Origin of the sequence: Saccharibacillus deserti, assembly GCF_013618475.1 — a bacterium.
GTDB lineage: Bacteria > Bacillota > Bacilli > Paenibacillales > Paenibacillaceae > Saccharibacillus > Saccharibacillus deserti.
Genome location: NZ_JABJVN010000002.1, coordinates 608,062 through 634,526 on the forward strand (window position 1 = coordinate 608,062; position 26,465 = coordinate 634,526).

27 protein-coding genes and 1 other RNA gene are annotated in these 26,465 nt (G+C 55.3%); 16 read left to right on the forward strand and 12 right to left on the reverse strand.

All coding sequences use genetic code 11. From position 1 onward, the window contains the following. Positions 1-7: 7 nt before the first annotated feature. The 7 genes from HOP44_RS08725 (at position 8) to HOP44_RS08755 (ending at position 6,559) form a co-directional block, all read left to right on the forward strand. Positions 8-829, forward strand: a complete 822-nt coding sequence (locus HOP44_RS08725) for a DUF92 domain-containing protein (protein ID WP_172252471.1) — start codon at positions 8-10, stop codon at positions 827-829. Continuing rightward, positions 826-1,401, forward strand: coding sequence for a TetR/AcrR family transcriptional regulator (locus HOP44_RS08730; RefSeq protein ID WP_172252473.1), 576 nt, complete (start codon positions 826-828; stop codon positions 1,399-1,401). The genes HOP44_RS08725 and HOP44_RS08730 overlap by 4 nt, the downstream gene beginning before the upstream one ends. Before the next feature lie 81 nt (positions 1,402-1,482). After that, complete coding sequence (locus tag HOP44_RS08735; protein ID WP_172252475.1) at positions 1,483-3,447, forward strand: ABC-F family ATP-binding cassette domain-containing protein; 1,965 nt, start codon at positions 1,483-1,485, stop codon at positions 3,445-3,447. Between the two features lie 487 nt (positions 3,448-3,934). Beyond that, complete coding sequence (locus tag HOP44_RS08740; RefSeq protein WP_172252477.1) at positions 3,935-4,678, forward strand: hypothetical protein; 744 nt, start codon at positions 3,935-3,937, stop codon at positions 4,676-4,678. Between the two features lie 57 nt (positions 4,679-4,735). After that, complete coding sequence (locus HOP44_RS08745) at positions 4,736-5,032, forward strand: hypothetical protein (RefSeq protein WP_172252479.1); 297 nt, start codon at positions 4,736-4,738, stop codon at positions 5,030-5,032. 440 nt (positions 5,033-5,472) lie between these two features. Next, positions 5,473-6,036, forward strand: coding sequence for a helicase (locus HOP44_RS08750; RefSeq protein ID WP_172252481.1), 564 nt, complete (start codon positions 5,473-5,475; stop codon positions 6,034-6,036). After that, complete coding sequence (locus tag HOP44_RS08755; protein WP_172252483.1) at positions 6,029-6,559, forward strand: hypothetical protein; 531 nt, start codon at positions 6,029-6,031, stop codon at positions 6,557-6,559. The genes HOP44_RS08750 and HOP44_RS08755 overlap by 8 nt, the downstream gene beginning before the upstream one ends. A gap of 98 nt (positions 6,560-6,657) precedes the next feature. On the opposite strand, the gene HOP44_RS08760 is transcribed toward HOP44_RS08755, so the two are convergent. The 6 genes from HOP44_RS08760 to HOP44_RS08785 all read right to left on the reverse strand — a co-directional run bounded on the left by HOP44_RS08760 (position 6,658) and on the right by HOP44_RS08785 (position 11,518). Then, positions 6,658-7,542, reverse strand: a complete 885-nt coding sequence (locus HOP44_RS08760) for a hypothetical protein (RefSeq protein ID WP_246369692.1) — start codon at positions 7,540-7,542, stop codon at positions 6,658-6,660. Further along, complete coding sequence (locus HOP44_RS08765) at positions 7,529-8,566, reverse strand: M42 family metallopeptidase (RefSeq protein ID WP_172252485.1); 1,038 nt, start codon at positions 8,564-8,566, stop codon at positions 7,529-7,531. The genes HOP44_RS08760 and HOP44_RS08765 overlap by 14 nt, the downstream gene beginning before the upstream one ends. Before the next feature lie 187 nt (positions 8,567-8,753). Continuing rightward, on the reverse strand, positions 8,754-9,161 hold the full coding sequence (locus HOP44_RS23140) for a lipopolysaccharide assembly protein LapA domain-containing protein (RefSeq protein ID WP_172252487.1): 408 nt from the start codon (positions 9,159-9,161) through the stop codon (positions 8,754-8,756). Positions 9,162-9,243: 82 nt separating this feature from the next. Beyond that, positions 9,244-11,046 carry an oligoendopeptidase F gene (gene pepF / locus HOP44_RS08775; protein ID WP_172252489.1) on the reverse strand — a complete coding sequence of 601 codons (1,803 nt, stop codon included), beginning with the start codon at positions 11,044-11,046 and terminating at the stop codon, positions 9,244-9,246. Positions 11,047-11,095: 49 nt separating this feature from the next. Next, positions 11,096-11,278 carry a hypothetical protein gene (locus tag HOP44_RS08780; protein ID WP_172194256.1) on the reverse strand — a complete coding sequence of 61 codons (183 nt, stop codon included), beginning with the start codon at positions 11,276-11,278 and terminating at the stop codon, positions 11,096-11,098. A gap of 6 nt (positions 11,279-11,284) precedes the next feature. Beyond that, the gene (locus tag HOP44_RS08785; RefSeq protein WP_172252491.1) at positions 11,285-11,518 is read right to left on the reverse strand and encodes a hypothetical protein; all 234 of its coding nucleotides are present in this window, start codon (positions 11,516-11,518) and stop codon (positions 11,285-11,287) included. Between the two features lie 167 nt (positions 11,519-11,685). Between HOP44_RS08785 and HOP44_RS08790 the strand changes: the two genes are divergently transcribed. Further along, entirely contained in the window at positions 11,686-11,883 is a 198-nt protein-coding gene (locus tag HOP44_RS08790) for a cold shock domain-containing protein (protein WP_018975236.1), read from the forward strand. 172 nt (positions 11,884-12,055) lie between these two features. Here the strand turns inward: HOP44_RS08790 and HOP44_RS08795 are convergent, their stop codons facing one another. Further along, positions 12,056-13,369 carry a multi antimicrobial extrusion protein MatE gene (locus tag HOP44_RS08795; RefSeq protein WP_172252493.1) on the reverse strand — a complete coding sequence of 438 codons (1,314 nt, stop codon included), beginning with the start codon at positions 13,367-13,369 and terminating at the stop codon, positions 12,056-12,058. 300 nt (positions 13,370-13,669) lie between these two features. On the opposite strand from HOP44_RS08795, the gene HOP44_RS08800 reads away from it, so the two are divergent. From HOP44_RS08800 to HOP44_RS08810, 3 genes are all read left to right on the forward strand, one after another. Then, positions 13,670-14,752: a tetraprenyl-beta-curcumene synthase family protein gene (locus HOP44_RS08800; RefSeq protein WP_425501836.1), complete on the forward strand. Its 1,083-nt coding sequence runs from the start codon at positions 13,670-13,672 to the stop codon at positions 14,750-14,752. Positions 14,753-14,767: 15 nt separating this feature from the next. Next, on the forward strand, positions 14,768-15,739 hold the full coding sequence (pfkA, locus tag HOP44_RS08805) for a 6-phosphofructokinase (protein ID WP_172252495.1): 972 nt from the start codon (positions 14,768-14,770) through the stop codon (positions 15,737-15,739). A 150-nt stretch (positions 15,740-15,889) separates the two neighbouring features. Further along, on the forward strand, positions 15,890-16,753 hold the full coding sequence (locus HOP44_RS08810; RefSeq protein ID WP_172252496.1) for a DUF72 domain-containing protein: 864 nt from the start codon (positions 15,890-15,892) through the stop codon (positions 16,751-16,753). Between the two features lie 128 nt (positions 16,754-16,881). Here the strand turns inward: HOP44_RS08810 and HOP44_RS08815 are convergent, their stop codons facing one another. From HOP44_RS08815 to HOP44_RS08830, 4 genes are all read right to left on the reverse strand, one after another. Further along, positions 16,882-18,237 carry an MATE family efflux transporter gene (locus tag HOP44_RS08815; RefSeq protein ID WP_172252498.1) on the reverse strand — a complete coding sequence of 452 codons (1,356 nt, stop codon included), beginning with the start codon at positions 18,235-18,237 and terminating at the stop codon, positions 16,882-16,884. 141 nt (positions 18,238-18,378) lie between these two features. After that, positions 18,379-19,581, reverse strand: a complete 1,203-nt coding sequence (locus HOP44_RS08820; RefSeq protein ID WP_172252500.1) for a putative glycoside hydrolase — start codon at positions 19,579-19,581, stop codon at positions 18,379-18,381. A gap of 253 nt (positions 19,582-19,834) precedes the next feature. Further along, the gene (locus tag HOP44_RS08825) at positions 19,835-20,029 is read right to left on the reverse strand and encodes a hypothetical protein (protein WP_172194517.1); all 195 of its coding nucleotides are present in this window, start codon (positions 20,027-20,029) and stop codon (positions 19,835-19,837) included. 319 nt (positions 20,030-20,348) lie between these two features. Continuing rightward, complete coding sequence (locus HOP44_RS08830; RefSeq protein ID WP_172252502.1) at positions 20,349-21,176, reverse strand: YitT family protein; 828 nt, start codon at positions 21,174-21,176, stop codon at positions 20,349-20,351. A gap of 412 nt (positions 21,177-21,588) precedes the next feature. On the opposite strand from HOP44_RS08830, the gene cshA reads away from it, so the two are divergent. The 4 genes from cshA (at position 21,589) to HOP44_RS08850 (ending at position 24,992) form a co-directional block, all read left to right on the forward strand. Next, positions 21,589-23,163 carry a degradosome RNA helicase CshA gene (gene cshA, locus HOP44_RS08835; protein WP_172252504.1) on the forward strand — a complete coding sequence of 525 codons (1,575 nt, stop codon included), beginning with the start codon at positions 21,589-21,591 and terminating at the stop codon, positions 23,161-23,163. Between the two features lie 224 nt (positions 23,164-23,387). Continuing rightward, positions 23,388-24,185, forward strand: a complete 798-nt coding sequence (locus tag HOP44_RS08840) for a YesL family protein (protein WP_172252506.1) — start codon at positions 23,388-23,390, stop codon at positions 24,183-24,185. Positions 24,186-24,221: 36 nt separating this feature from the next. Next, a non-coding RNA gene (gene ssrS / locus HOP44_RS08845) (6S RNA) lies at positions 24,222-24,411 on the forward strand. 188 nt (positions 24,412-24,599) lie between these two features. Then, positions 24,600-24,992: a DUF1499 domain-containing protein gene (locus HOP44_RS08850; RefSeq protein WP_172252508.1), complete on the forward strand. Its 393-nt coding sequence runs from the start codon at positions 24,600-24,602 to the stop codon at positions 24,990-24,992. An 89-nt stretch (positions 24,993-25,081) separates the two neighbouring features. Here the strand turns inward: HOP44_RS08850 and tpx are convergent, their stop codons facing one another. Continuing rightward, the gene (gene tpx, locus HOP44_RS08855) at positions 25,082-25,600 is read right to left on the reverse strand and encodes a thiol peroxidase (RefSeq protein WP_172252510.1); all 519 of its coding nucleotides are present in this window, start codon (positions 25,598-25,600) and stop codon (positions 25,082-25,084) included. Positions 25,601-25,721: 121 nt separating this feature from the next. Here tpx and HOP44_RS08860 point away from each other — a divergent pair, with 121 nt between their 5' ends. Continuing rightward, positions 25,722-26,372, forward strand: coding sequence for a rhomboid family intramembrane serine protease (locus HOP44_RS08860; RefSeq protein ID WP_172252512.1), 651 nt, complete (start codon positions 25,722-25,724; stop codon positions 26,370-26,372). The last annotated feature ends 93 nt before the right edge of the window (positions 26,373-26,465 follow it).

The following is a 26,465-nucleotide window of genomic DNA, read 5'->3' on the forward strand; positions in this document are numbered from 1 at the left end:
TCATCAAGTGGATTGGATCATCGGAGCGGCCGGCGCCTGTCTGGTGGCGGGGGCGGCTTATGCCAAGCGTTCCCTGTCGGCTTCCGGGGCGATCGCGGCCCTTATTATGGGTACGGTATATTACGGAGCGGGCGACCTGTTCTGGTTCGGGCTGCTGCTGCTCTTCTTCGTTACTTCAAGCGCCCTGTCCAAAGTCAAACAGGCGGAGAAGCGTCAGGCGGAGCAGATGTACGAAAAATCGGGCCGGCGCGACGCGGTGCAGGTGCTGGCCAACGGCGGCATCGGCATGCTGCTGTGCCTGGCTAATTATATCTGGCCTGCGCCGGTCTGGTTCGGTCTGTTCGTCGGCGTGATGGCGACGGTAACGGCCGATACCTGGGCGACGGAATGGGGCAGTCTCAGCCGCAGGCCGCCGCGTTCGATCGTGACGGGCAAGCCGCTTCCGGCGGGAACGTCGGGCGGCGTATCGCTGCGCGGGAGCTTGGCGGCGATCGTCGGCGCGGGCATGATCGGCACAGCCGGATCGGTGCTGCTGCTCTGGATGGACAACGGTCCGGATTGGCCGCTGTGGGCCTGGATTCCGGCGGGAGCGATTGCGGGTACCTTCGGCGCTTTTGTCGATTCGTATCTGGGCGCCACCGTGCAGGTCATGTACCGCTGCCCGTCCTGCGGCAAGAGCGTGGAGAGCCGCATCCACTGCGGAACGTCCACCGTTCGCTACCGCGGCTGGCCGCTGATGAATAACGATGCGGTTAATCTGCTGTCTTCGGCGGCCGGCGGAGCGCTTGCGCTTGCCGTGATGATTCTGGCGGGGAGGTGGTTCGGATGAGCGGAGCGCAGCGCGAGAAGCACGAAGTGATTTTGGATTCGGCTTTCGAGATTTTCGGTCAAAAAGGCTTCTACGAAACCAAAATTTCGGATATCACCGAACATGCCGGAATCGCCAAAGGCACCATGTATCTGTATTTCAAAAGCAAAGAAGAACTGTTTATCGCCGTGACCAAACGGGACTGGGAGAAGTTCCTGCGCGATCTGCAGTTCCGGATCAAGCAGGCGGACGGCCTGATGCCCAAGCTGCAGCAGGTCGCCGAACATCATCTGGAATATTATTATGAGCGCAAAGCGCACGGCAAGCTGTTTTTTCATGCGCCCAATAACGATCCCGAGTTGATGCGTCTGATGCACGGTTTTCTGACCCGGTATATGGCGGCGGTCAAGGAAGTGCTGGAAGAAGCGGGCATGCCCGATCCGGACTTCTATGCCAAAGCGTTTATCGGGATGCTCGACCGTCTCAAAATGGACATTTTGTTCGAAAGCGAGTTCACGCGAGAAAAACTGCAGCAGCGGGTGGACCAGACCGTTCGGCTGTTCCTGCAGGGCAGCGAACGAGAATTGAGTTGAAAAGACGTCCGGGCTTCCGCGGACTGCGGGAGTCCGTTTTTGGATAAAGCAATAGGATCGACGAAAGGGGAACAACCGGCAATGAATATCATGACCGTTGAACAGGTATCGAAAAGTTACGGGGAAAAGGTGCTGTTCGACGAAGCTTCGTTCGGTATGGAAGATCAGGACAAGATCGGATTGGTCGGCGTCAACGGCACGGGCAAATCGACGTTTCTCAAGATTATCGCGGGACTCGAACAGCCGGATTCCGGCCAGGTCGTCAAGAGCGGCGGCGTCCGCGTCCGCTACCTCGCCCAGAACCCGGATTTCGATCCGGAACTGACCGTTCTGCAGCAGCTGCTGCACGGCGAAGGCGAAGAACTGGCGGCGGCGCGCGCGTACAGCGAAGCGACTTTGCTGTTCGATACGGACCCCAATTCCGAGAAATTCCAGCAGCTGCTGATGGATGCGGGCCAGGAACTGGATCGTCTGAACGCCTGGAGCCTCGAAAGCGAAGCCAAGAGCGTGCTGTCGAAGCTTGGACTCGATATTTTTGACGCCAAAATGGGGACGCTCTCGGGCGGGCAGCGCAAACGGGTAGCTCTTGCAGCCGCTCTCGTGCAGCCGTCCGAACTGCTGATCCTCGACGAGCCGACCAACCATATCGACTCCGAATCGGTGGCCTGGCTCGAGACCTATCTCAAAAAGCGCCGCGGCGCCCTGCTTATGGTGACCCACGATCGCTACTTCCTGGATCGGGTCGCCGACGTGATGCTGGAGCTGGATTACGGCAAAATGTACCGCTACACCGCGAACTATTCCCGTTTCCTGGAACTCAAAGCGGAACGCGAAGAACGCGAATCCGCAACCGAAGACAAGCGCCGCAACCTGCTGCGCAAAGAGCTGGCCTGGATCCGCCGCGGCGCCAAAGCCCGTTCGACCAAGCAGAAAGCACGGATCGACCGCTTCGAACAGCTGCAGGACGACAAGCCGCAGCAGAAGAGCGACAATCTGGAAATGGCGAGCATGTCTACTCGATTGGGGCGCAAAGTGCTCGAGATCGACCATATCAGCAAAACGCTGGCCGGACGTCTGCTGATCGACGATCTGCATTATATGACCGTGCCCGGCGACCGGATCGGCATCGTCGGTCCGAACGGACGCGGCAAGTCGACCCTGCTGAATCTGATCGCGGGCGATCTGGAACCGGACAGCGGCCAGATCGACCAAGGCTCGACCGTGCGGATCGGCTACTTCCGCCAGGAACCGGCCGAGATGGACCCAAGCATGCGGGCGATCGACTATATCAAGGAAGGCGCCGAGACCGTCAAGACGGACGAAGGCAGCGTAACCGCGTCGCAGATGCTGGAGCGCTTCCTGTTCACGCCGACTGCCCAGTGGACGCCGATCGGCAAACTGTCCGGCGGCGAACGCCGCCGTCTGTACCTGCTGCGCATCTTGATCACGGCGCCGAACGTCCTGCTGCTGGACGAGCCGACCAATGACCTGGATATCCAGACGCTGACCGTGCTTGAAGATTATCTCGACGATTTCCCGGGCGTCATGATCACCGTCTCCCATGATCGCTACTTCCTGGATCGGGTCTGCGACAAACTGTTCGCCTTCGAAGGCGGCGGCAAAGTCGCGATCCACGCCGGCAATTACAGCGAATACATGGAACGTACCGGCGGCAGTTCGCTGCAGGACGGCATGTCCGCAGGCGGCAAAGGCGGCCTTGCCACCTCGGCCGATATGAGCGCCGTCAAAGCGCCGGCGCCTGCCGCGGCGGCTCCCGCAGAACCGGCTGCTGCCGCTTCGGGGAAAAAGGTTAAGTTCACCTACGGCGAGCAGCGCGAATACGACGGCATCGACGCTTCGATCGAAGCCGCCGAGCAGAAGATCGCCGACCTCGCCGCAGAGATGGAACGCTCCGCCAGCGACTCGGCAAAGCTGCAGGAATTGATGCAGCAGCACGCCGCTGCGGAAACCGAGCTTGAAGGACTGATGGAACGCTGGGCTTACCTGAACGAGCTGGCTGAGCAGATTGCGAAGCAGGGGAAGTAAGGGCTGAGTGTGACGGATCGATAGGTCGTTTGGGCAGACGGGTAGGAGCGGAAGGATTAAGGCCTTTAGATGGGTATCCATCTAAAGGCCTTTTTTGATATGGAAATGTGTATACCTTCTTCCATATCGATGATAAAATGGGGGATCAAGCGACTGAGCTTGGAAGATTAAAATAGTCCGGGAATATTCGTAGGGGATATTGGTTATAGGAAGTACGGAAATAAGATATTAGCTGAAATCACTGCAAAATCAATATTTCGAGAAAGTTATTACCTGGAGATAAACCCAGAAATAATAAAAATTTTATCTAACATTCAGTGGTTTAGTAAATGTGGAATAAAAGATTATGAGAGTAATAACATTATATATACTAATAGAAGAAATTGAGCGTAACGAACAGAAGCGAGGCTGCGTTTACCTTTTAAGCAAAGAAGCCTTCCATGAAGCCCTACCTATTCGCTGCTGAACGTAAAAAGGAGGTCCATCCATGTCCAACCATATGACAGCAATCGGCTTCAACGTGCAGTCCGCGGAAGATTTCGAACAGGTGGCCGAGTATGCGTACGAGACGGGCGAGAGCATCGAAACGGCGCGGGGGATTTACCTGCTGGCGCAGGCCGGCTCGGGTATCGAAATATGGCTGCAAATGAATACGGAGAATCAGGTGATCGGGCTCAATCCGCATTACTTCGGTTCCTCCCGCTTCAAGGTCAAACTCACGGATGAAATCATCCGCAGCGAAGGCAGCGAATTGGATGGGACTTTTCATGTCTGGGCGGAATTCGATGGGGAAACGGAGGAGTCGGACTCATATCCGTTTGTATTCGAGATGCCGAACCGGGCCGTGTACCGAGACGTACAGCTGCCCCGGAGCGTGACCATTCAGTTGACCGCTTTTGCCCACGAACTCAGCGTATTTGACAGTGAGGAACAATTCCATGAGTCCCAGCAGCACGAGGAAGTGAAGTTTGCGGCGGAAGCGTTTATTCCTACCGGGTTATTCGTCGAGGAAGGCGAACCGGGTTCGATGGCGATGTTTACGGGTCAAGTGCAGCAGAGTGCCTGGATCACGAACGAATATACCGGAAAATCGTTTCATTGGGCGCTGGTGAGAACGTTGGGCGGCGAGATCGATGTGGTGGCAGATCGGGAGACGTTGGACGAAGAGATCCCGGTAGGCGGAATCGTCTCCGGTACTTTCTGGCTAAGCGCCAAAATCATCGAAGAATAAGCGGGCACAACGATCGGCGGCAAATCCTCCGTATCCACAAGGAAGTAGGAACTTACGATGAAAACACTGTACAGGCCCGTCGGGCTTACCGAAATGCAGTTGATTCTGGATCGGGATCTTAAAGGATTTCCGCCGCGCCTGCCGGATCAACCCATCTTCTACCCGGTGCTGAACAAGCCGTATGCGGACCGGATCGCCAGGGAGTGGAACACGCAGGACCGCTTCTCCGGATTTATCGGGTTCGTGACGGAATTCCACGTGAACAGTCCGTTTATCGATCGGTATGAAGAGAAGATCGTAGGAGCGAGGGAGCACGCGGAGCTGTGGATTCCGTCCGGCGAGTTGGAAGAGTGATCGGTACGGCTCCCATTCTTAACCCAAATCTATCCCGGGAAAAGAGGCCCTCATGAAACGGAGTAACATGATCCTTAATCTGGTTCTATCTTTTCTGACAGGACTGCTGGCCTACTATCTCGTTGCACGGACGATCACGGCAGCTGCCATACTGGTTTGCTTGGGAGCAGTAGGTATCTTGGCGCTGGGATACCTGGTTGTTTATTTGTTTGTGAAAAGATCCAGACCCAAGACGAAGTAACGCGAATCGGATCTTCGCCGAATCCAACAAAAGCTCCGGTCCTACAAGGCTCCGGAGCTTTTTTTACAAACCAATCTCAAACGATCTTTCTCTAACAAATCGGCAATTCCACCGATTTCCTTACAGCTCAATCCGCAGCGTTCCCGGCATCGGCCAACAAGATCCTGTCCCACTATCCGAACAGCAAGGAGGAATGATCATGACCGTCGAATCCGAGAATGGATATCCGCATATTAATGCCGCTGCAAGAACGGTACACATTGGCGGATTAACCCGCTCGCAGCTCAGACAGAGTTTGCAGACGGCCGGTGTTGCCCTGAATGCTTATGCGGAAGAACTGTTCGCAGACGAACGTTTCACGACTTCCGATCAGCCTCATACCGTCGAGACGGTCGAACTCACAGTCGGTGAGCTGGGATTCATGGACGGAGCAGCGGCAGGCGAGCTTTTCAAGCAGGCGAACGCACTCGGTCTTGCGGCGTGTCCGCTGGAACTGGCTCCGCATCTGCGGCTGCAGTACACCGATCAGCCGGAAGGAAGTGCGAAGCGTTCCGTGCAGCATGAGGCGCCGCACGCTTCGATCACGGTAGCATCGGAACCGCTGAGTGACCGCGACGATTTCCCCAAAGGCTTTTACCTGCGAAATATCGACGGCGTATTGTGGCTGCGCGGCTATCGGGCCGATGCGGTTCATGTGTGGAATGCGTGGGACCGGTTTGTTTTTGCGAGAAAGACAGAATGGCAGAGAAATCGTCATGAGTAATAACCGCGTGATCCGAGCATTGGCTAAAGTGACGAGAATCGTGCAAAAAATCGTGAAATTCGTGCTGGTATCCGTACTGGTTCTTTTTCTTGCTTTTTGCTCGCTGTACGTCCTGTTCCCGATATGGAACGAGATTCATGCGTATACGTTCAGCCGACAGTTGAAAAAAGTTCCGCTGCCGGAAGATACCGTCTTTGTCGAAATGGAAACGGCCGTAGGCAAGCTGAACGGCAACGGAAACGGCATCGACTTTTTTGCGGGGATGCTGGTTCGAAGCGATCTCGGCTTAATCGAACTGATCGATTATTACGAGTCGGCTTCTTACTCCGGCGCCAAAGATAAGGATCATACGGTCGAGGTCGAAGTCTTGAAAGCCAAGAGCGACAAAATGGACTCGTATTACGTGGAACATCGGGACCTTAGATTCCATAAGCTGCGATCGACCGAAGATTTCTCCGGGTATTACTTCGTGAACCTGTACGATGGAGGGTATGAGGCGGTATTCGATCTAAGAGGGAATTGAATGCCTCGGCAAATCGGCGCACGACAAAAAACCTTCACTCCCGCCCACAGCGGAAGTGAAGGTTTTTTGGATAAAGACTCTGCCGCGCGCCGCGAAGCTTACTCCTTCGCCGACACCGCGATCATCTGCACGACCATCCGTCCGTCGCCCGGCAGCAGGACTTCGTCCGCGTTCATCTGCGAAGAACCGTCGCCGTCGAGGAAGATGCCTTCGCGTCCTTCGCCGGGAACACCCGCCAGCAGCGCCGCCCGGAAATCGGCAGCGGTGCTGAGCTCCGGGGTGACGACCAGCCACAGCTGCCCCGCATCGTTGTAGACGAGAGCGGAGCGCATGCGTTTATCCCCGGCAAAAGGCAGATACTCCCGCGCACTCCGGTCTTCCCAGACGTCTTCGTCCGCCAGGTTCAAGCTGATCCCGCCTTGGGCAAAATAGTTGCCGCGGTCGGTGACCTCAAGCTCGTCCGCCGACGACACTACCTGAACCGAGAACTTGTGCTTCGCGCCGTCCCAGACGAGCGTACCGCGCGCATATTTGGCGTTGAACCAGCCCGAACCGTAAGCGCCGCGCTCGCCGTTGGCCGGCTTGTCGTCGGTGACGGCGAGCGAGAGCAGCGACTCTTCGTAAAAGAATCCGCCGTTAATTCCGTAAGCCGGAATCTGCTTGAGCGGAAGTTTGTCCGCGCGCAGCACGATATCATCCGGCGATACGGCCATTAGATGCAGCTTGGGCAGTCCGGGAGCCTCGGCTTCCGCGTACGTGTAGCGTTTCGGCAGACCGTTGAACGGCTGCGGAGACTTCGAAGGGAGGAAGAGCAGCCAGGCGGCCGCGGCCGCAGACAAAGCCAGCAGCGCCAGCAGCGTTCCGATCAGACGTCTGCGCAGCCTGCGCCGGTCTCCGGGATTCGGAGGCCGGCGATCCGGATTCTCCCGAATTCCGCTTGGCCCGGCTTTTTGGGATGCGCCTGCGTCGTTACGCCCGGACATACGCGCACAGCAGGCGCGCCGTGCCGATCACCGCGCGCGTATGCGTACGTTCCATCGAATGCGAGGCATGTACGCCCGGACCGATCAGGGCGGCGCGGATATTGCTGCCGCCGCGCAGCGCGGCCGAAGCATCGGAGCCGTAGAACGGGTAGATGTCTACCGCATGTTCGATCTGCTGCGCTTCGCACAGTTCGATCAGTTTGCCGGTCATGTGGTAATCGTACGGACCGGACGAGTCTTTGGCGCAGATCGAGACATCCGTTTCTTTGCACGTCAGGTCTTCGCCCATGCAGCCCATATCGACGGCAATCAGCTCGGCAATATCGGACGGGATATATGCGGTGCCGTGACCCACTTCCTCGTAGTTGGAGATCAGGATCTTGACGTTCCGCTTCGGTTTCCATCCTTCGCGCTTGGCGGACTCCAGCAGGCCGAACAGTGCGGCTACGCTCGCTTTGTCGTCGAGGTGGCGGGATTTGATATAGCCGCTCTCGGTGACGACGGCGCGCGCTTCGAACGAGATATAATCGCCGGTGCGAATGCCCAGCTTCTCGACGTCTTCGCGCGAAGAGACCAGTTCGTCGATCCGCACTTCCATATGTTCTTCCGAACGCTTGAAGTCGCGGGCATCGGCGTACACATGCACCGAAGGATGCTGGGTGAGGATGGTGCCGGTATAGGTCTTCCCGCTGCGCGTATGGATGACGCAGTATTCGTTCTCGATACTGGACATGGCGAATCCGCCGAGCGAAGTGAGTTTCAGCGTGCCGTGCGGCGTGATCGAGCGGACCATGGCGCCGAGCGTATCCACGTGGCCGCTCAGACCGACGGTATACGCATCGTCTTCGCCTTCCATGCTGATGATCGCGCCGCCTTTTTCGTTAAACGTGACCGGGAACCCGAGCGCTTCCGCTTCTTCGCGGATCAGATCGATAATATGATGGGTGTAGCCGGTCGGACTCGGGGTGTCGAGCAGTTTCTTGAGCAGGGTGACCACGTATTGTTCGTCGATATGTACCGTCATGATAGACAAACCTCCATATAAATAGAATGAGAGTAAAATGAGAATAAAATGGGTGCGGCGGCCCCGGAAACGCCGGGCCGCCGCCTTACGTTCAAGAACAACAAACAATCAAGAAGAAAACCGCTCCCTGTAGCGGGCGGCGGTTTTTTTCTTGAAGCGGTTCGACGCTTGTCGGGAATCGGAAGACTTACAGCTTGTTCAGCTTGTCCGAACGGAATCCGCGGGATTCCGGTTCGCGGTCGAGATCGTCCGAGATCGGTTCGAGCGGAGTCGGGTCCGCCGAGACGGTCGGCTCGTTGTAAGCCGGCGGCGTGACCGAAGAAGAGACGGAAGGAGCCGAAGGCTGCGTCCGCAGCTGTTCGTGCTCCAGGCGAAGCTTCTTCAATTCGCGCCGTGTCTGGAACAGGCGGTACACGCCGAACATGCCTACAGCCAGACCTCCGAAGAGCGCGCTGCCCAGAATGAGCAGGACCAGCGGAACATCCGCGTAGCCGAACAAGAAGTTGACTTCGACCGGGTTGACGTTGATGACCGCGAATACGGCCACGATCACGGCGAAGACCAGCATCAAGATCAAAGACCATTGAGCTTTCATGAATGAATAAGTCCCCTTTCAAAACGTTGCTTATTAGAATCATTAGCCGAAAGGAAGAACTTTGACGCAGGAAGCGGTGTCCTTATTCGGACAGCTGTTCCATTTGTTCGATGAGGGCTTCGAATACGCTCATCGCTTCGCGTACCGGCTCCGGAGAAGACATGTCGACGCCCGCTTTTTGCAGGATATTGATCGAATAATCGCTGCCGCCGCTCTTGAGGAAGCTGAGGTAGCGTTCGACCGCCGGTGCGCCTTCTTCCAGAATCTGCTTGGAGAAACTGGTCGCGGCGGAGAAGCCGGTCGCGTATTTGTATACGTAGAAGCTGTTGTAGAAATGCGGGATCCGCGCCCATTCCATCTCGATATCCTTATCGACCACCATGTCCGGGCCGTGGTACTGCACGTTCAGGTCGTAGTAGATGCCCGACAGATCCTGGGGCGTGAGCGATTCTCCGGCTTCGGTGCGCGCGTGAATGATCTTCTCGAACTCGGCGAACATCGTCTGGCGGAACACGGTCGTGCGGAACTGATCGGCGTAATACGTCAGCAGATACATTTTTTCTTTGGGATCGGTCGCTTTTTTGAGCAGGTAGTCCATCAGCAGCGCTTCGTTGGTCGTCGAGGCCACTTCGGCCAGGAAGATCGTGTACTGCGCGTCGCGGTAGGTCTGCGTATTGTCCGAGTAGTACGAGTGCAGCGCGTGTCCCATTTCGTGGGCCAGCGTGAACATGCTGTTCAGGTTGTCCTTGTGGTTGAGCAGCACGTAAGGATGCACGCCGTAAGCGCCGGAGGAATAAGCGCCCGTCCGTTTGCCTTCGTTCTCGTAAATGTCGATCCAGCCTTCCTTGAAGCTGCTTTCGAGCACCTGGAGATAATCGGCGCCGAGCGGCTGCAGACCGTCGATCACGGTTTGTTTGGCTTCGTCGTACGTGATGTCCATTTTGAACTCGTCGACGAGCGGAGCGAACAGATCGTACATATGCAGCTCGTCCACGCCCATGAGCTTTTTGCGCAGGCGCATGTAGCGGTGCAGAATCGGCAGGCTTTCATGGATCGAGCCGACCAGGTTGTCATAGACGGATACCGGAACGTTGTCGCCGTACAGCTTCATTTCCAGCACGGACGGATATTTGCGCGCGCGGGCGTAGAAAATGTTCTTGTTCACGTTGGCCGTGAGCGACGCGCCGATCGTGTTCTTGAGCTTGGCGTACGTGCCGTACACGGCCTGGAACGCCCGGCGGCGCACGTCGACGTTGGCGCTCTCGAGAAATTGAATATAGCTGCCGTGGGTCAGTTCGACTTCATTGCCGTGCTCGTCCTCGATGTTCGGGAACTTGAGATCCGCATTGTTGAGCATGCCGAAGATGTTCTGCGGAGCCTGCGACAGATTGCCGACCTGGGCAAGCAGCGCTTCTTCGGCCTGCGACAGCACATGCGCTTTCTCCCGCTTCATTTCCTGCAGGGTGAAACGGTACGGCTTGAGCGAAGGAGCGTCGATCAGTTGGTCGAGCTGCGCGTCGTCGAGCGACAGGATCTCCGGCGTGATAAAGGACATCGCTTCGCCGGCGTCGACCAGCAGTTTGCGGCCTTTTTGCGTCAGCGCCTGGTAAGTCGGGTTGGCGGTATCCTGGTCATGGTACAGATGCGTGTAGACATAGAGCTGCTCCAGCTTGAGCGAGACTTCGTCTTCGAACTTGAAGCAGGCTCCGATCTGCTGTTCGCCATTTAACTTGCCGCGGAATTGTTCGAATTTCTTAAGCTGTTCCTTGGTCTCGTCGTAGGTCTTGTCCCAGGAGGATTGGTCCGCGAACAAATCTTCCAGCTTCCATTGATGCTCGGCGGACACTTCGCTTCGTTTCGGCAGGGTTTTGGGCGTTGTACTCATTATTCTCATGACCTCCTCGGGAATGTTGGATCGCAGCAAAAAGGCCCGGTTAGGAGCCCATGCTAAACAGCGTATAGGCTGTCAGGATAAAAGAAATCAGCAGCATCAAGGCGGCGGCGGTCGCAAGACCGCGTCTGAGCTTCGGCGGGATGGAGTCTTTGTAAAAAACGACGACACCGCCGAGCAGAAGCGTCAGGATCAGCAGGGCGGCGATGTTGGTCGTGTTGTTCATCGGAACCTACACATCCTTGAGGGCATTCAGAATAGTCTGCCGCTCTTCTTCGCTGCCTTCGAATTTCTCGGCGTCAAAACGGCGTTCCGCCCACTCGATCATGGCCGGACGGCTCATGAAGGTGTGCGTTTCTTCGCCCCATTGGTCGGAGATTTCGCGCAGGACCCGCTGGCGGCCGTGAACTTCGACCGTCATCATGTTCCAGTTGTCGGTTTTGTAGATGGTGTACTTTTTGATCATATCAGCCATTCCTCGTTTCAAATCGTTTCTTATCTAAAATCATACCCTACCCGTCCAGGCAAAAGCAACGCTGAAACAGGGTCCAGTTTTCAATTGCCAAAGGTTTTTTGTTGCAGTATAATAACGGTACTCACCACAGATGGTGATATTTTTAGGAGGTTGTTCACTTGAAAGGTACAGTTAAATGGTTTAACGCAGAAAAAGGTTATGGTTTCCTGTCCGTAGAAGGCGGCGAAGACGTATTCGTACACTTCTCGGCAATCCAAGGCGACGGATTCAAGACGCTTGACGAAGGTCAAGAAGTCGAATTCGAAATCACCGACGGCAACCGTGGACCGCAAGCAGCTAACGTAATCAAACTGTAAGAATTTTTCTTGCCTGATTTGATGACATAGCAAACCCAGGCACAGCTCCTATCCGGAACTGTGCCTTTTTGCATTCGTATACATGGAGAAGCGGCAGAACCGGCCCGGGAATACGCCGCTGCTTGGAGCGTCGGCGCGTTCCCGGGCGAGCATGGACTTCCGGCATAAGCCGTTAGATCTTAGGCTGGCTCAGCTTGGGTTCCCGTCCCATCCGGCGTACCACGAGGAAGATGATAACGGCTTCGGCCAGCAGGCCGACCGACTGCGCCAAAGCGCCGATCATGCCGTTCCAATGCGGCACGATCGCCACAAGCAGGAACAGAAGAGCGATCGTGCAGATCGCGTTGGCCAGCTGGGAGCGCAGCATGACTTTGGTCTGCCCTTCGAGCAGGATCAGGCCGTTGCCGTAGTCCAGCCAAGGCATAACGAGCGGATACAGGATAAAGGCCCGCAGGGTGCGCAGACTTTCTTCGAGCAGGATGCCGTCGACGTTCATGATATGGCCGAATACCCAGTAGCCGAGCGGCGTATAGGCGATCAGCGCGACCAACGTGACCGGAATAAAGCCGATCGCCAGCGAGAACCGGCGCACCATGACCGGATCGATCCGGTAATAATTGAGTACGATCTGGTGGATATACATAAAGAAACTGAGCATCAGCTGCATCAGGCTGCCCGCGACCGCGAATGAAGAAATGGCGAGCGCAACCCCGTCCGTTTTGCCCAGCATGATGTTGAGCGCGGGACCGATAAACATGGCCACGAAGGACGAATACAGCAGCGGCTTGTAGAACCGGAACACGTCGCCGCGCGTTTCCACGGGATGGCCTTCCTTTTTAAGCGGCATGCGTCTTGCGATATTGCGCCCTTCGAGGAAACTGACCGATGCTTCGATCACCATGCCGAAGACGAAGATGACCGCGCCGACGACGCCGCTGTGGACCCCGGCGATATGTACGAAATAAAGCGACATCAGATACATGCCCGACAGACGGATCACCATTCCGATCGTCAGCCACTTGGTCCGGTTGTTCGTGATGATGATGCCCTGGTAAATATTGCGGATGACCGAGAAGACACTGACGAACATCAAGACGCCGTAAACGGCGAGGACGCTCGGCAGAAGTTCGCGGTCCACGCCGAACAGAATGCCGAAGATACCGTTGCCGACCGGCGTGTAGGCGATTACAAGGCCGATCGCCATGACGCAGACCAGGAAGACGTAGGTCACGAAGGTGAGCGCCTTGAACGAGATTTTGTCCCGTACAAGCGCCGAGCAGGTCTGCCTCAGCAGAGTGGACGGGCGTTCGGTGATCGCAAGCAGACTTCCGGCCAGCGCATAGCTGGCGATCACGGTCTCCGGCGAATCGGCATAGGCCAGCGTCCGGTTGATAATGACATGGGACAAAGTGACAAGGGAAGCGGATAAGCCGAGCGGCACGAAGAAGAGCAGCAGGCGTTTCCAAGACAGCGGAACATCGGACATGACGGACTCCTTTCCCGAAAATAAGGTACAGGCACGGACACGTTCAAAAAAATGGTCATTTTCCAGTATAGCATGACTGAAATTGTTTGAAGCCGGCGGCGGAAAAGTTTCCCGAAATTGAACGTTTTTCGTACGCGGCCCCGTCCAAAAAGGAAAGAAGGCGTAAAGCGCCGCAATTTTTGCAGAAAAACGTTGAAAAAAACGCCGGAATATGACGAAGGTTATTTGTATAAAGTAGACCCCTCATATTATAATGGAAGTGAATTTGGGTAGATCTAAGACTGGTATTGGAGGTACGCTTTGAATCGACTCAGAACCGCGCACAACGTTCCCGAAAATCCGATCCGCCTTATGCGATTGGTGTACAAAGTGGTGCTGCCGGACGTCAAGGACGCACTCGGGGGCTGGAAGAGCCGTGCCGAGACCATTCCCGACCCGGAACTGCGTACCCAGGCACTGGCGAGCATCGCCGACAAAGAGTTCCATTGTCAGGGAGGCTCGGTCTACGCGGCCATCCATTTGGACAAAAAAGACGTGATTATTCCGCTGATTGTGGCTCTTCAGACCATCAGCGACTATCTCGACAATCTGTGCGACCGAAGCACTTCGCTGGATCCTCAGGATTTTCGTCTTTTACATAAGTCCATGCTGGATGCGATCGACCCGGATGCTCCGACGGATCACTATTACCGGTTCCGCGATGAGCAGGAAGACGGAGGATATCTGAACGCCCTGGTTGCCACCTGTCAGGACAAGATCAGACAGCTGCCGGGTTACGTTCACGCCCAGCCTTATGTACGCCGCCTTGTCGGACTGTACGGCGACCTGCAGGTTTACAAGCATATTTCGCACGAACTGCGCGAACCTTCGCTGACGGCCTGGAGAGCGGAACACGCCGATCTTGCGCCGGACCTGTACTGGAACGAGTTTGCCGCCGCGACCGGTTCGACGCTCGGCATGTTTATGCTGTTTGCCGGAGCGAGCCGCGACGATTTTGGTGCGGAAGACGCAAGGTCCGTGTACGAAGCTTATTTTCCATACGTATGCGGTCTTCATATCATGCTCGATTATCTGATCGATCAGGAAGAAGACCGCGTCGGAGGCGACCTGAATTTTTGCAATTATTATGAGAGCGGGGAGGCTATGCTCGCACGTGTCGAAGAGATCGTAAACGGCGCGAGGCGGGACGTGGCGGGGCTTCCGCATGCCGCTTTCCACCGTATGATCATCGAAGGGCTGCTTGCGCTGTATTTGTCCGATCCCAAAGTCAGCCAGCAGAAGGACGTGCGAACCGTGTCTAAACGGTTGATGAAGAACAGTCCGCTGATGCGTATGTTCTTTTTCGTCAACAGTGTATGGATCCGCAAACATAAGCAGGACTAACAAGGAGGAAGCAACATGTCAGCAGTAAAAAAAATCGCCGTATTGACCAGCGGAGGAGACTCCCAGGGAATGAACGCCGCGCTCCGCGCCGTTGTGCGCAGCGCGCTTTATCACGGAATCGAAATCTTCGGTATTCAGCGCGGCTATCAGGGTCTGCTCAATAACGATATTTTCTCGATGGATCTGCGCAGCGTCGGCGACATCATTCAGCGGGGCGGCACCGTGCTGCAATCGGCGCGTTCCAAAGAGTTCTACACCGAAGAAGGTCAGCGCAAAGGGGCGGAAATTCTTCGAGGTTACGGGATCGACGGCCTTGTGGTCATCGGCGGCGACGGTTCGTATCACGGCGCGAACAAGCTGAGCAAGCTCGGAATCAACACGATGGGCCTGCCGGGCACCATCGATAACGATATTTCGTTCACCGACTATACGATCGGATTCGATACGGCTGTCGGCGTTGTCGTCGATGCGATCAACAAACTGCGCGATACCATGTCTTCGCACGAACGCGCTTCCGTCGTGGAAGTCATGGGCCGCCACTGCGGCGATATCGCGCTGCACTCGGGTCTTGCTTCGGGCGCGGAAACGATCCTCGTTCCGGAAGTGCCTTATGATCTGGGCGAAGTGGCACAGCGTATGACGCACAACTTTGCCATGGGCAAACGCCACAGTATCATCGTGGTGGCCGAAGGGGCAGGCAAAGGGGAAGATATCGCCAAAGAACTGTCGCGGCATTCGAAACAGATCGATGCGCGCGTCACCGTTCTGGGCCACATCCAGCGCGGCGGCACGCCGACTCCGTTCGACCGCAATCTGGCCAGCCGCCTCGGCGATTTCGCCGTACGCTCGCTGATCCGCGGCGAAAGCGACAAAGCCTGCGGGATCATCAAAGGCGAATTGACGCTTACCGATATCGACAAGGTCGTCAACACGAAAAACGATTTCGACCACGAAATGTACGAACTGGCTCTGCGTTTGTCGCAGTAATCCACTTGTCCGGATACGCCATGAACGCGGGCCGGGCCCCAACCGAACCTTCGCACCGAAACGGCAGACGTTATGCCGTTTCCGCCGCGAAGGTTTGTTTGTTTGCGGGAGCGGAGCCGGGGTAAAAAAGAACGACAAGGAGGGCTGCGTATGATTACGATCGGCTTGACCGGCTGGGGCGATCATGATTCCATCTATACGACCAAAGAAGCGGGCAAACAGAAACTTACCGCCTATGGCAGGCTGTTCGGAACCGTCGAGGTCGACAGCATGTTCTATGCGGTACAGTCCAAGCGCAATATGGAAAAGTGGACGGCGGAGACGCCGTCCGGTTTTCGATTTATCGTCAAAGCGTTCCAGGGCATGACAGGTCACTCGCGCGGAAAAATCCCGTTCGACAGTGAAGAGCAGATGTACGAAGCGTTCCGGCTGTCGATCGGCACGATGGAACAGGCACACAAATTGAAAGCGGTTCTGTTTCAGTTCCCGCCCTGGTTCGACTGTTCGAAAGAGAACGTAGCCAAGCTGCGCGAGATTCGGAAGCGGATGGAAGAGGTTCCCTGCGCTTTGGAGTTCAGGCACCAGAGCTGGTTTCAGCCGGTGATGAGGGAGCGCACCTTGAAGTTTATGCGCGACGAGCGCTGGATTCACAGCGTCTGCGACGAGCCGCAGGCAGGAACCGGTTCGGTGCCGACCGTCGAGCAGGCGACAGACGACGAATTGACGATCGTGCGGATGCACGGACGCAACGAATCCGGCTGGCAGTCGGCCAATCAGCCGAATTGGCGGGAAGTTCGTTATCTGTACCGCTACAATACGCAGGAGCTGGAAGAATGGGCGGAGCGGCTGCGGCGTTTGGAACAGCAGTCCCGGGAAGTATTTGTCGTGTTCAACAACAATTCCGGCGGCGATGCCGCAGACAATGCCCGTGAACTGATGGCGATCCTTGGTCAGCCTGTACCGAAGCTGCCGGGTGAAGACGAGCCGCGGCAGCTGGATTTGTTCGAATTTTGAACAGGCATGCCTGCTCTAACCCGAGGAGTCGAAAAAAGCCGTTTCCCGGAACCGCGGCATGCGGTTCCGGGAAACGGCTTTTGGGTGAAGGCAAGCACAGAGCGGATAGGATCGGCGGCGGCAGCTTCCTATTCGGGCAGGGTACGGTAAGACCGCTGGACTTTGAACAGTCGGAGCAGCAGCAGCACCGCTCCGGCCGCCAATCCGGCGATCAGGCCGAGCCAGTAACCGAAGGGTCCAAGCGGCGTATAGACGGCCAGGCCGTATCCGAGCGGCAGGCCAATCACCCAATAAGCGACCAGCGTAATAAAGAACGCGGGAGTCACATCCTTGTAACCGCGCAGCGCTCCCTGGATCGGTGTAGCCAATGCGTCGGACAGCTGGAAAAAAATCGCGTAGCCAAGAAACTGGACGATCAGCGCCGTGACGGCCGGGTCGGTCGAATAGATCAGGGCGACTTTGTCGGCGAACAGAAGCAGCACGACCGCCGTGACGGCCGCCATGAATACAGCCGAGCCAATGCCGATCGAAGCGTACTGCCGGGCGTCTTTGGTTCGGCCGGCTCCGGCTTCGTAACCGACGAGGATCGTCAGCGCCATACAGATCGCGAGCGGAATCATGTAGAGGGTGGAAGCGAAGTTGATCGCGGCGGAATGGGCCGCTACCGCATTCGTTCCGAACCGGTTCATGAGCAGCGTAACCGCGGCGAAGATCGAAGTCTCGAAAAAGGTTGCGAAACCGATCGGAATGCCGAGTTTGAGCAGTTCGCGCTGTTTGGGCCAGGAAACCGCATGCCAGCGTCGGAAAAACCCGAAATCGGCGAACGGCTGCGTCCGATGCAAGACGGCCAGCGCAATCAGGAAAATAACCCAATAGGTGACGGCGGTTGCCACGCCGGCACCGACGCCGCCGAGCTTCGGAAACCCGAAATTGCCGAAGATCAGCAGGTAGTTGAGGATAAGCTGGACCGGCAGCGAACAGAGCGTGATCGCCATCGACACACGCGTCTGGCCCATCGCATCGATACAGCCGCGCAGCACGGTGTAGCCGAACAGCGGCACGACGCCGAAGGCCAGGCAGATCAGGAATTTGCGGGCGGTATCCGCGACTTCGGCTTCGGCGTTCATGAAGGCGAGCGCCGGATCCAGCAGCAGGCCGCCGACTAGCAGAACCGCCGCGGAGAACAGCAGGGACAGGAGCAGGCCCTGAAACAGATTGAAGCGGATATCTTGTTCCCGTCCGCCGCCCATCAGTTGGGAAACGATCGGCATAATGCCGTTTAGGACGCCGTTCAGTCCGGTCTGGATCGGAATCCATAAGCTGACTCCGATCGAGACGCCGGCCTGTGCGGCCGGACTGACATGCCCGGTCATACTCGTATCAAAAAAAGCCATGGCCGACAGCGCGATTTGGGTGACGAAAATCGGCAGAAAAACGACGAAAAACTGCGAGAATTTTTGTTTGAACGTAGTAGTGGCCTGCATCGGTTCGGGAGATCCTTTCGATAGGCGCGCCGCGCAAAAAGCGCAGGCAAAAACCCGGCCAGGGAAGGCCGGGTTGTCGCCGTAATCAGCAGCCGCGAGAACGCGGCGCTGTCAATCCTGGAAACGGCCGGCTGGACCGAATCAGTCTTTCGGGCCGTAGTTGCCGTCTTTGGTATACCGGTTGGACGCGTTCCAGAGCAGATACTCGTCCACGCCCATATCGGCCATGGCTTTGATCTGGGCATCCATTTCGGCTTTGCCGTATTTGGTATAATGCCCGCTTCCCAGCCAACTTGCCGTGAAGTCCTGAATCCAGGGACGCACGATCGGACGCTGCGATTCCTCTTTGATCTCGTCGAGCTTCTTGAACGTATCGACCATGGATCCTTTGATCGTGACGTAAGGTTCTTTATCCGGATCGGTGGCGCCGAACCAGCCGGTCGAATAATGGCTCGGATAGACCATCGGCGCGATGACGTCGACATTCTCCGAAATTTTGGTGAAGTCTTGTCCGATGCCGTCGGCTGCCGGTACGGAAGCGGCGTAGCCGAAAATGTCGACCGAGACGCGGACGCCAAGCGGAGCCAGTTCTTTGCGCGCGTATTGAACGAATTCCGATACGGCTTCGGTACGGGTGGATTCGCTTTTCTCGTATTTCAGCGTATCGGCGCGTTTCTCGAATCCTTCCGCGAAACGTACATAGTCGAACTGGATTTCTTTGAAGCCCATAGCGGCCGCTTCTTTGGCGATCGCTACGTTATAATCCCAGACTTCTTTGCTGTACGGATTCACGAAAGCGTCGCCGCCGCCGTTTTTCCATACACTGCCGTCGCCGTTTGTGAACGACAATTCCGGATGGTTCTCGGCCAATACCGTGTCCTTGAAGACAACGATTCGGGCGATCGGATAAACGTTATGCTTTTTGAGTTTGGCCATCAGGTCTTTGATGTCCGGAATGAACTTCTGGGCGGTGCCCATCTTGAGCAGTTCTTTGTTTTCCGTTTCGTACGTTATGTACCCCAGGTCGTCTTTGATATCGATGACCATCGAATTCAGCCCGGTGTTGTCGAGCAGTTCCAGCAGTTCTTTCATTCGGGCGCCGCCTGCGCTGTACGCCGTCACGTAGATGCCTTTGACTTTGGGTGCGTCCGGCTGCGGATCGATCTTGACCGGCGGGTTGTCCGCGTCGATGACCACGCTGTCTTTCTGCGCGGTAAGTGCGCTCAGGTTCCAGGCCGATTCGACCGCTACCGTGATCGGATTGGCGTTCACCTGTGCCGGCGGTACGCTTTCCGGATTGTGACTGCCTACCGTAAGAGCAAGCAGGCTCCATAAGATGTCCATTTCATTCTCTCCTTCGTCTGTGCGTGATTCCCGGCTGTAAAGGCCGTTACCAGTATAGCGTTTTTGAAGCTTCTTCGCATAACAAAATTGTCATGAATGCCTGATTATTCCGTTTTGGCACACCTTGTCCTTTTAACCGCACGGAAGCGGGTCGAATCCGTTTGTGTCCAATCCGGCGGTCATAGGTAGGGCCGCCCCTTCCGTTGGGAAGAGAGCGGCCTATGGAGAACTCTTTTGAAAAAGACCAGGCAAATTACTGTAAAATATCCGGAGACTGATGTTCCAAAATGCTGTGGTGGATAATGTCGAGCGCATCTTCGGCTTCGAGAATGCCCATGCCGTCACGAAGGACGATCACGGAATCAAGCTCCTGCTGCTTCAAGAACGAAAGCATGTCGGGGTACCATCTCATCACGATTTGTTCAAGTTTTACGGCTTCCATTTCCATAGTCGTCACCCTTTCTTTTCCGGAATCGTACGTCATTGTCTGACTCGAATACCTGAGAAAAGCAACCATGCGCTGTCTATGAAGCTGAAGCGTGAATCTTGCAACACCGGGAGTCCGGGGAATCCCGGCTGCGGTACGGATTTATTATATCACATCGAATTCCTATTCGCGAAACCGTCCTTTTACATACAATAAAGAAAGCGCCCGCGAGGGACGCATTTTGGGTGGGCATGGGGTCTGCCGGGAAAACGAAGCGGACTTTACCGCAGCCGCAGCGTTCGGTTTTGCGAATAGGAACTCCATGAGAACCAAACAAGTTTCACAACGAGCGCTTCCGGAACGAGCCCATAACGCCGACCGTTTCCACAATATTGACGAAAGCCCGCGGATCCGCTTCTTTAATGACGCGTTTGAGTTCGGCCAATTCGTACATCGTCGTGACGGTCATCAGCATATCTTTTTTCGTGTGGGAAAAAGCGCCTTCGGCTTGAATCCTCGTTACGCCCCGCTCGATTTGAAGCAGACGCTCGAGCAGCGCCTCGGTATCGTCCGTAATAATGAACAGCGTGACTTTGATATGGCTGATATGGATCATGTCGACCACTTTGCCGGTAATATAGATGGAGACCATCGACAGAAGCGCCAGATTCCAGTCGTTTTGCAGATAGCCCATCGCCAAAATGACGAGAGCGTTCAGCGCGACCAGGATGTTGCCGACCGGGAAATCGCGGTAGCGTGTCACGATAGAGCCGAGAATATCGAATCCGCCGCTGGAACCGCCTACGCGAAACGAGATGCCCGCTCCGATCCCGACGAGCACGCCGCCGAATACGGAAGAAAGGATGGCATCGTTGGCCACCATTTTCTCGGGAATCACAGCGATCATGGCCGTGACGGCGGCAACGGATACGATACTGAGCAGAATAAACCGCCGCCCCAGCAGGAACCAGCCGGCGATCAGCATCGGGATATTGTACACGAAGTACAAAACGCCGATACTCAGCGGTGTAAAGTAGCCCGTAAGCATCGACAAACCGGAGACGCCGCCGCTGAGCAGCTGATGGGGAATCAGGAACAGGTTGAAGCCGGCCGCGATCAGCAGGGCACCGATCGCGATCGTAAATAAATGGCCGATACGAATAAACAAAACCACCACTCCTGAAAAACAAAATGAAAAAACCTATTATAAATGAAAAACGTGAAAAAATGTGACAAACCCTTGAAAGGTTTACTGGCTTTTTGATAGTCGCTTATGGTATAATGATTTAGATGTTCTTGAGTAGATCTTTCTCGTCTCCGTAATAACCGTCACCGGCTGAGCGGAAGAAGCGCGAGTAAAAGGTTAAACGGTATATAATAAAGCTTCGGCTTTTTGGCTTCGGCTTTGAAGAAGCTCCTCCCTTGGCCAAGTGTTGTGGTACAGAGAACTTGGCGTTAACAGCATATGAGGAACCCTTCGGTTATCGATCGGTTGCGGCTACTTAAGAATACAGAATCCAGAAGCGGCTTGTCCACAGATAAAGTGGCAGCCCGCCCCTAATAAAAGGAGCATGAATCTATTGGCAAATTTTGCAGACTTCGATTTGGAACCAAAGGTATTACAGGCAATTACGGAAATGGGCTTTGAAGAGGCGACACCGATTCAGTCGCAGGCGATTCCGATCGCTCTGAGCGGAAGCGACATGATCGGTCAAGCACAGACCGGTACAGGTAAAACAGCGGCATTCGGTATTCCGATGATCAGCAAGATCGCCCGCGAAGAAGAGAAAATTTCGGCTCTGATCATGGCCCCGACTCGCGAACTGGCGATTCAGGTTGCCGACGAAATCGAGAAGCTTGCACGTTTCAAGGGACTTCGTTCCCTGGCAATCTACGGCGGACAAGATATCGTTCGTCAGATCCGTGCACTCAAAAGAAAACCGCAGATCATTATCGGTACGCCGGGCCGTCTGCTTGACCACATCAACCGCAAAACGATCAAGCTCGACGACGTTCACACGGTCGTATTGGACGAAGCGGACGAAATGCTCGACATGGGCTTCATGGAAGACATCCAGTCGATCCTGAAGCTGGTTCCGGAAGAGCGTCAAACGCTGCTGTTCTCGGCTACAATGCCGGCTAACATCAAGCGTCTGGCCGAACAGTTCCTGAGAAACCCGCAGCATGTATCGGTCATTCCGAAGCAAATCAGCGCACCGCTGATCGAGCAGGCTTACATCGAAGTGCCGGAACGTCAAAAGTTCGAAGCATTGACTCGCCTGATCGACATGGAATCGCCTGAGCTGGCGATCCTGTTCGGACGCACCAAGCGCCGGGTCGACGAGCTGGCGGAAGCGCTGCAAAAACGCGGCTATTCGGCTGACGGTCTCCACGGTGACTTGTCGCAGAACCAACGCGACGCGGTTATGCGCAAATTCCGTGACGGCAGCATCGAAGTTCTGGTAGCTACCGACGTTGCGGCACGCGGTCTCGACGTATCTGGCGTGACGCACGTAATCAACTTCGACCTTCCGCAGGATCCGGAAAGCTACGTTCACCGGATCGGCCGTACGGGCCGTGCAGGTAAAGAAGGCAAAGCATGGTCGTTCGTAACGCCTCGCGAGCTGGATCACCTGAACTTCATCGAACGCGTAACCCGCCACAAAATCGCACGCAAACCGCTCCCTACCATGAGCGAAGCGATCGAAGGCAAACAACGCATCCTGGCCGAGCGTCTGCTCGAAGTGGTACAGGACGGCGAACTGAACGAATACAAAGCGATCGCGATCCAAATGCTGGAACAGTACGATTCCGTTAACCTGCTGTCGGCAGCGATGAAGCTGATGACCGGGGAGAAGAAAGATTCGAAGATCGAATTGACTCCGGAAGATCCGGTTCGCGCAAAACGTCGCAAGCCTTCGGGCAGCTACGGCGGCGCTCGCAGCGGCGGCGGCGGTTACAAAGGCAGCGGCGGCTACAAAGGCGGAAGCAGCAGCGGCGGCCGTACAGGCGGATACCAAGGACGCAGCAGCAGCGGCGGCGGTGGTTACAAAGGTTCGAAAGAAGGCGGCGGCTATCAAGGACGCAGCACCAGCAAACCTTCGTACCAAGGCCAAAGCGACCGCCCAAGCCCGAAACGCGACAGCTTCGAGTAAGGAAAGTCCGCATTAAACGAATATTCAAGAAGGCGGCGCATCCATGCGCCGCCTTCTTTTTTTTGCGCGGACGGCGGCGAAACGTCGGATAAACGTTTCGAATGCCTTTTCGCAAAGGGTGGTTTTTGCAAGGCGGAATCGGTATAATTGAACTATCAGTCGACATACGGCGTGCCGAGGTACGGCCGAATGGGATTATGCGATTTTTCGAGGAGGAATACCTGTTGGAATTTAGGGGGCTTACGGGGGGGATTTACCGCCTGACCGAGTGGATTATGCGCATCTCGGGAACGAACTTGCTCTGGGTGCTGTGTTCGGCGCCGTTTTTGTTTATCTTGTATATGCGTTTGGCGATCGATCCGCAGTACGTTAATGAAGCGCTGACCTTGAACTGGGCGTTGGGAATTCTGGCACCGGTTACATTGTTCCCGGCCACCTCGGCCATGTTTACGGTCGCCCGCAAATGGGTGATGGGAGAACCGGACGTCAAAATCGCCCGTACTTTCTTCCGGGGATACAAAGAGAATTACAAACAAAGTCTGGTCGGCGGCATTTTCTACACGATCTTGTTCGTCGTCATGTACGTGGATATCACCGTCTATATGGTGCAGTTCCGCAATCTGCAGCTGTTCGGCATTCTGATGCTGATTCTGATGATTCTGCTGTTCGTTTCGCTGTTCAACTTCTTCTCGATGGTGACCCATTACCATATGAAGATCGGCGGCATTCTCAAAAATGCGATTCTGCTGACGCTGCTGCGTCCGTTCCGCGTCTTCTCGACGTTGATCGGAGCGATCGCGATCGTGTACATCTGCTGGCAGATGCCGGTCCTGTATGTAATCGCCGCAGGAAGCGTGATGGCCTGGTTCGCTTTCTTCAACTTCTATGCGACCTTCCTAAAAATGCAGGAGCAGGCCAAGAAGCGCGAAGAAGCCCAGAATGCGGACGGAGAAACGGAACTGATCGAGCTTGGCAAAGAGAAAAAAGAAAAGGGATCTTTTTTGAATAAAAAGAATCGGTAGAGTTTACAAGTGTGGTCGTAAGCGCTATAATAACTCTACATCCTGCGATGCCCGTTTCGGTTTTTCGTTGTTTTGAACCAATGAATAAGTCTCGGGAGACCTATATCGAACGCCGCAATGAAACGCCCTGTCTATATGACATGGGGACTTCAAAGCCCGTTTTGCGGTCACCCACCTGCGATAGCAGGTTCGAGGCAATGTGATCGGACGGCAGAGCGGGATCCCTTTTTGCATGATAATGGAAGTCGGCCGGATAGCAGGCTTGGGCTTCTTGGAACCCGATAGGGATATGACGTCCCCATACCGGAAAACTTCCGGGTATGGGGACGTTTTTGTTCTGTTTTTCTTTTGTTCTGAATCGAACAATGCTACACTAGAAGTAGAAAGATGGGCAACGTTAAAGGAGGAAAGATCTTGTCGTTTAAACGTACATTGGTCGGGATTATTCGCAGTCAGGAAGGTACGAGCGACCGCGCGACCGATCCTAACATGAAAACGAGATATTACAGCCTTTCCAGAGATAAAGCGTGGGAAGAGGTCAGTTCGACGCTCAAGAAAATTCCTGGCTACAAGGTACTGCACGAAGTGGCGGGCGTAGGGGAAATTACCCTGGAGAAGCGCACGAAGTTCGGGCGGACGATGGATATTACCGTTTCCGTTCTTGCGGTGAGTCCGGTCAAGAGCGCAGTCGATATTTATTCGGCATCCCGCGGATCGCTGGGCGATCTCGGCGCCAACTATCGGACCATTATAAGCCTATTCGCCATTCTCGACAAAAAATTGGCCGCTTACAAAACAACAAGCTGAAGCCGGTTTTCGGCTTTATGTAAGCGCACCCGCTACGCGGAACTCCGCGTGCGGGTGCGTTTTTTCGTGTAGGTGTTAAAAGATTGCCGTTACAGCAGCGCTTTGACCGCCGCAATCGCCTGCTCGTAATTCGGAGGGCTGCTCATTTCGCCGAGATATTCCACATAAGCGATACGGTCGTTCTCGTCGAGAACGAAGATCGCGCGCATATCCAGCTGAAGTTCTTCGATCAGGACGCCGTAGGCTTCGCCGAACGAACGGGTCTTGTAGTCGGACAGTGTCACGACCTGATCAACGCCGGCGGCGCCGCACCAGCGGGCTTGAGCGAAAGGCAGATCGACGCTGACGGTCAAAATGACGACATGTTCGCCCAGGTCGGCCGCTTCCGTGTTGAAACGACGCGTTTGCGCATCGCAGGTTCCCGTATCGAGCGAAGGAACGACGCTGATCAGTTTGACTTTGCCGGAAAAGTCTTGCAGAGAAGCTTCTTCCAGCAGGTTACGGTTGAGTTTGAAGTCCGGAGCCGTGTCGCCCACCTTCAGTTCGGGACCGATCAGGGTAATCGGGTTTCCTTTGAACGTGGCTACGCCGGTTCTTTGTTGTGCCATGGTAAATAACCTCCTCGAATTCTCGTACAGCAGCGGGAATTTGGATTTTCCCGTCCCGTTTCATTATAATATTGGGTAGAGATCGTTTGCAAAAAAGAGCATAGCGGAAAAGAGGATAATCATGATTTTTGTACGCTACGAAAAATGGAACCAGTATCTGAAGTTTTATCCGATTACGGCGCTGATGGTCTTGATCAACGTCGTGATGTTTATTGTTCTTGCGGTGAACGGGGCTTACAGCCGAGACGCTTCCGGATCCATTCTGCTTCAGTACGGCGCGCTCTCGAACGTAGTCGGCGTTCCGGGAATAGCCGATGTCGATGCACCCTGGCGGTATCTGTCTTCGGTCTTTCTGCATGGCGGCTTCGAGCATTTGTTGTTTAACTGTTTTGCCATTCTCGTCTTCCTTCCGCCGCTCGAGCGTCTGCTTGGCCATGTCCGCTATGCTTTTTTGTATCTGGCCAGCGGGATCATTGCCAACCTGATCAGCATCGGGGCGTATAACCGTGCCGGCGAATACTTCATTTCCGTCGGCGCTTCCGGCGCGATCTACGGCGGATACGGAGCTTTCCTGTACATGGCGCTGTTCCAGCGTCAGAAAATGGACAAAAATTCCCGTCAGACCGTATACATTCTGCTGTTTATGGGGCTGCTGCTCAGCTTTGCTACGCCGAACGTGAACATTTGGGCGCATTTCGGCGGTGCGATTGCCGGATTCTTCCTCTATGGACTGCTGGTAAGACTTCCGCTTGGCAAAAAAATCGGAGAGTAATCGGCGGTATACAGATTCTTTGCAGAGGTGAAGAATACAATACAGTCGATGCTCCGTATCAAAAAGCCGCTTCCCGGTTGGGAGAGCGGCTTT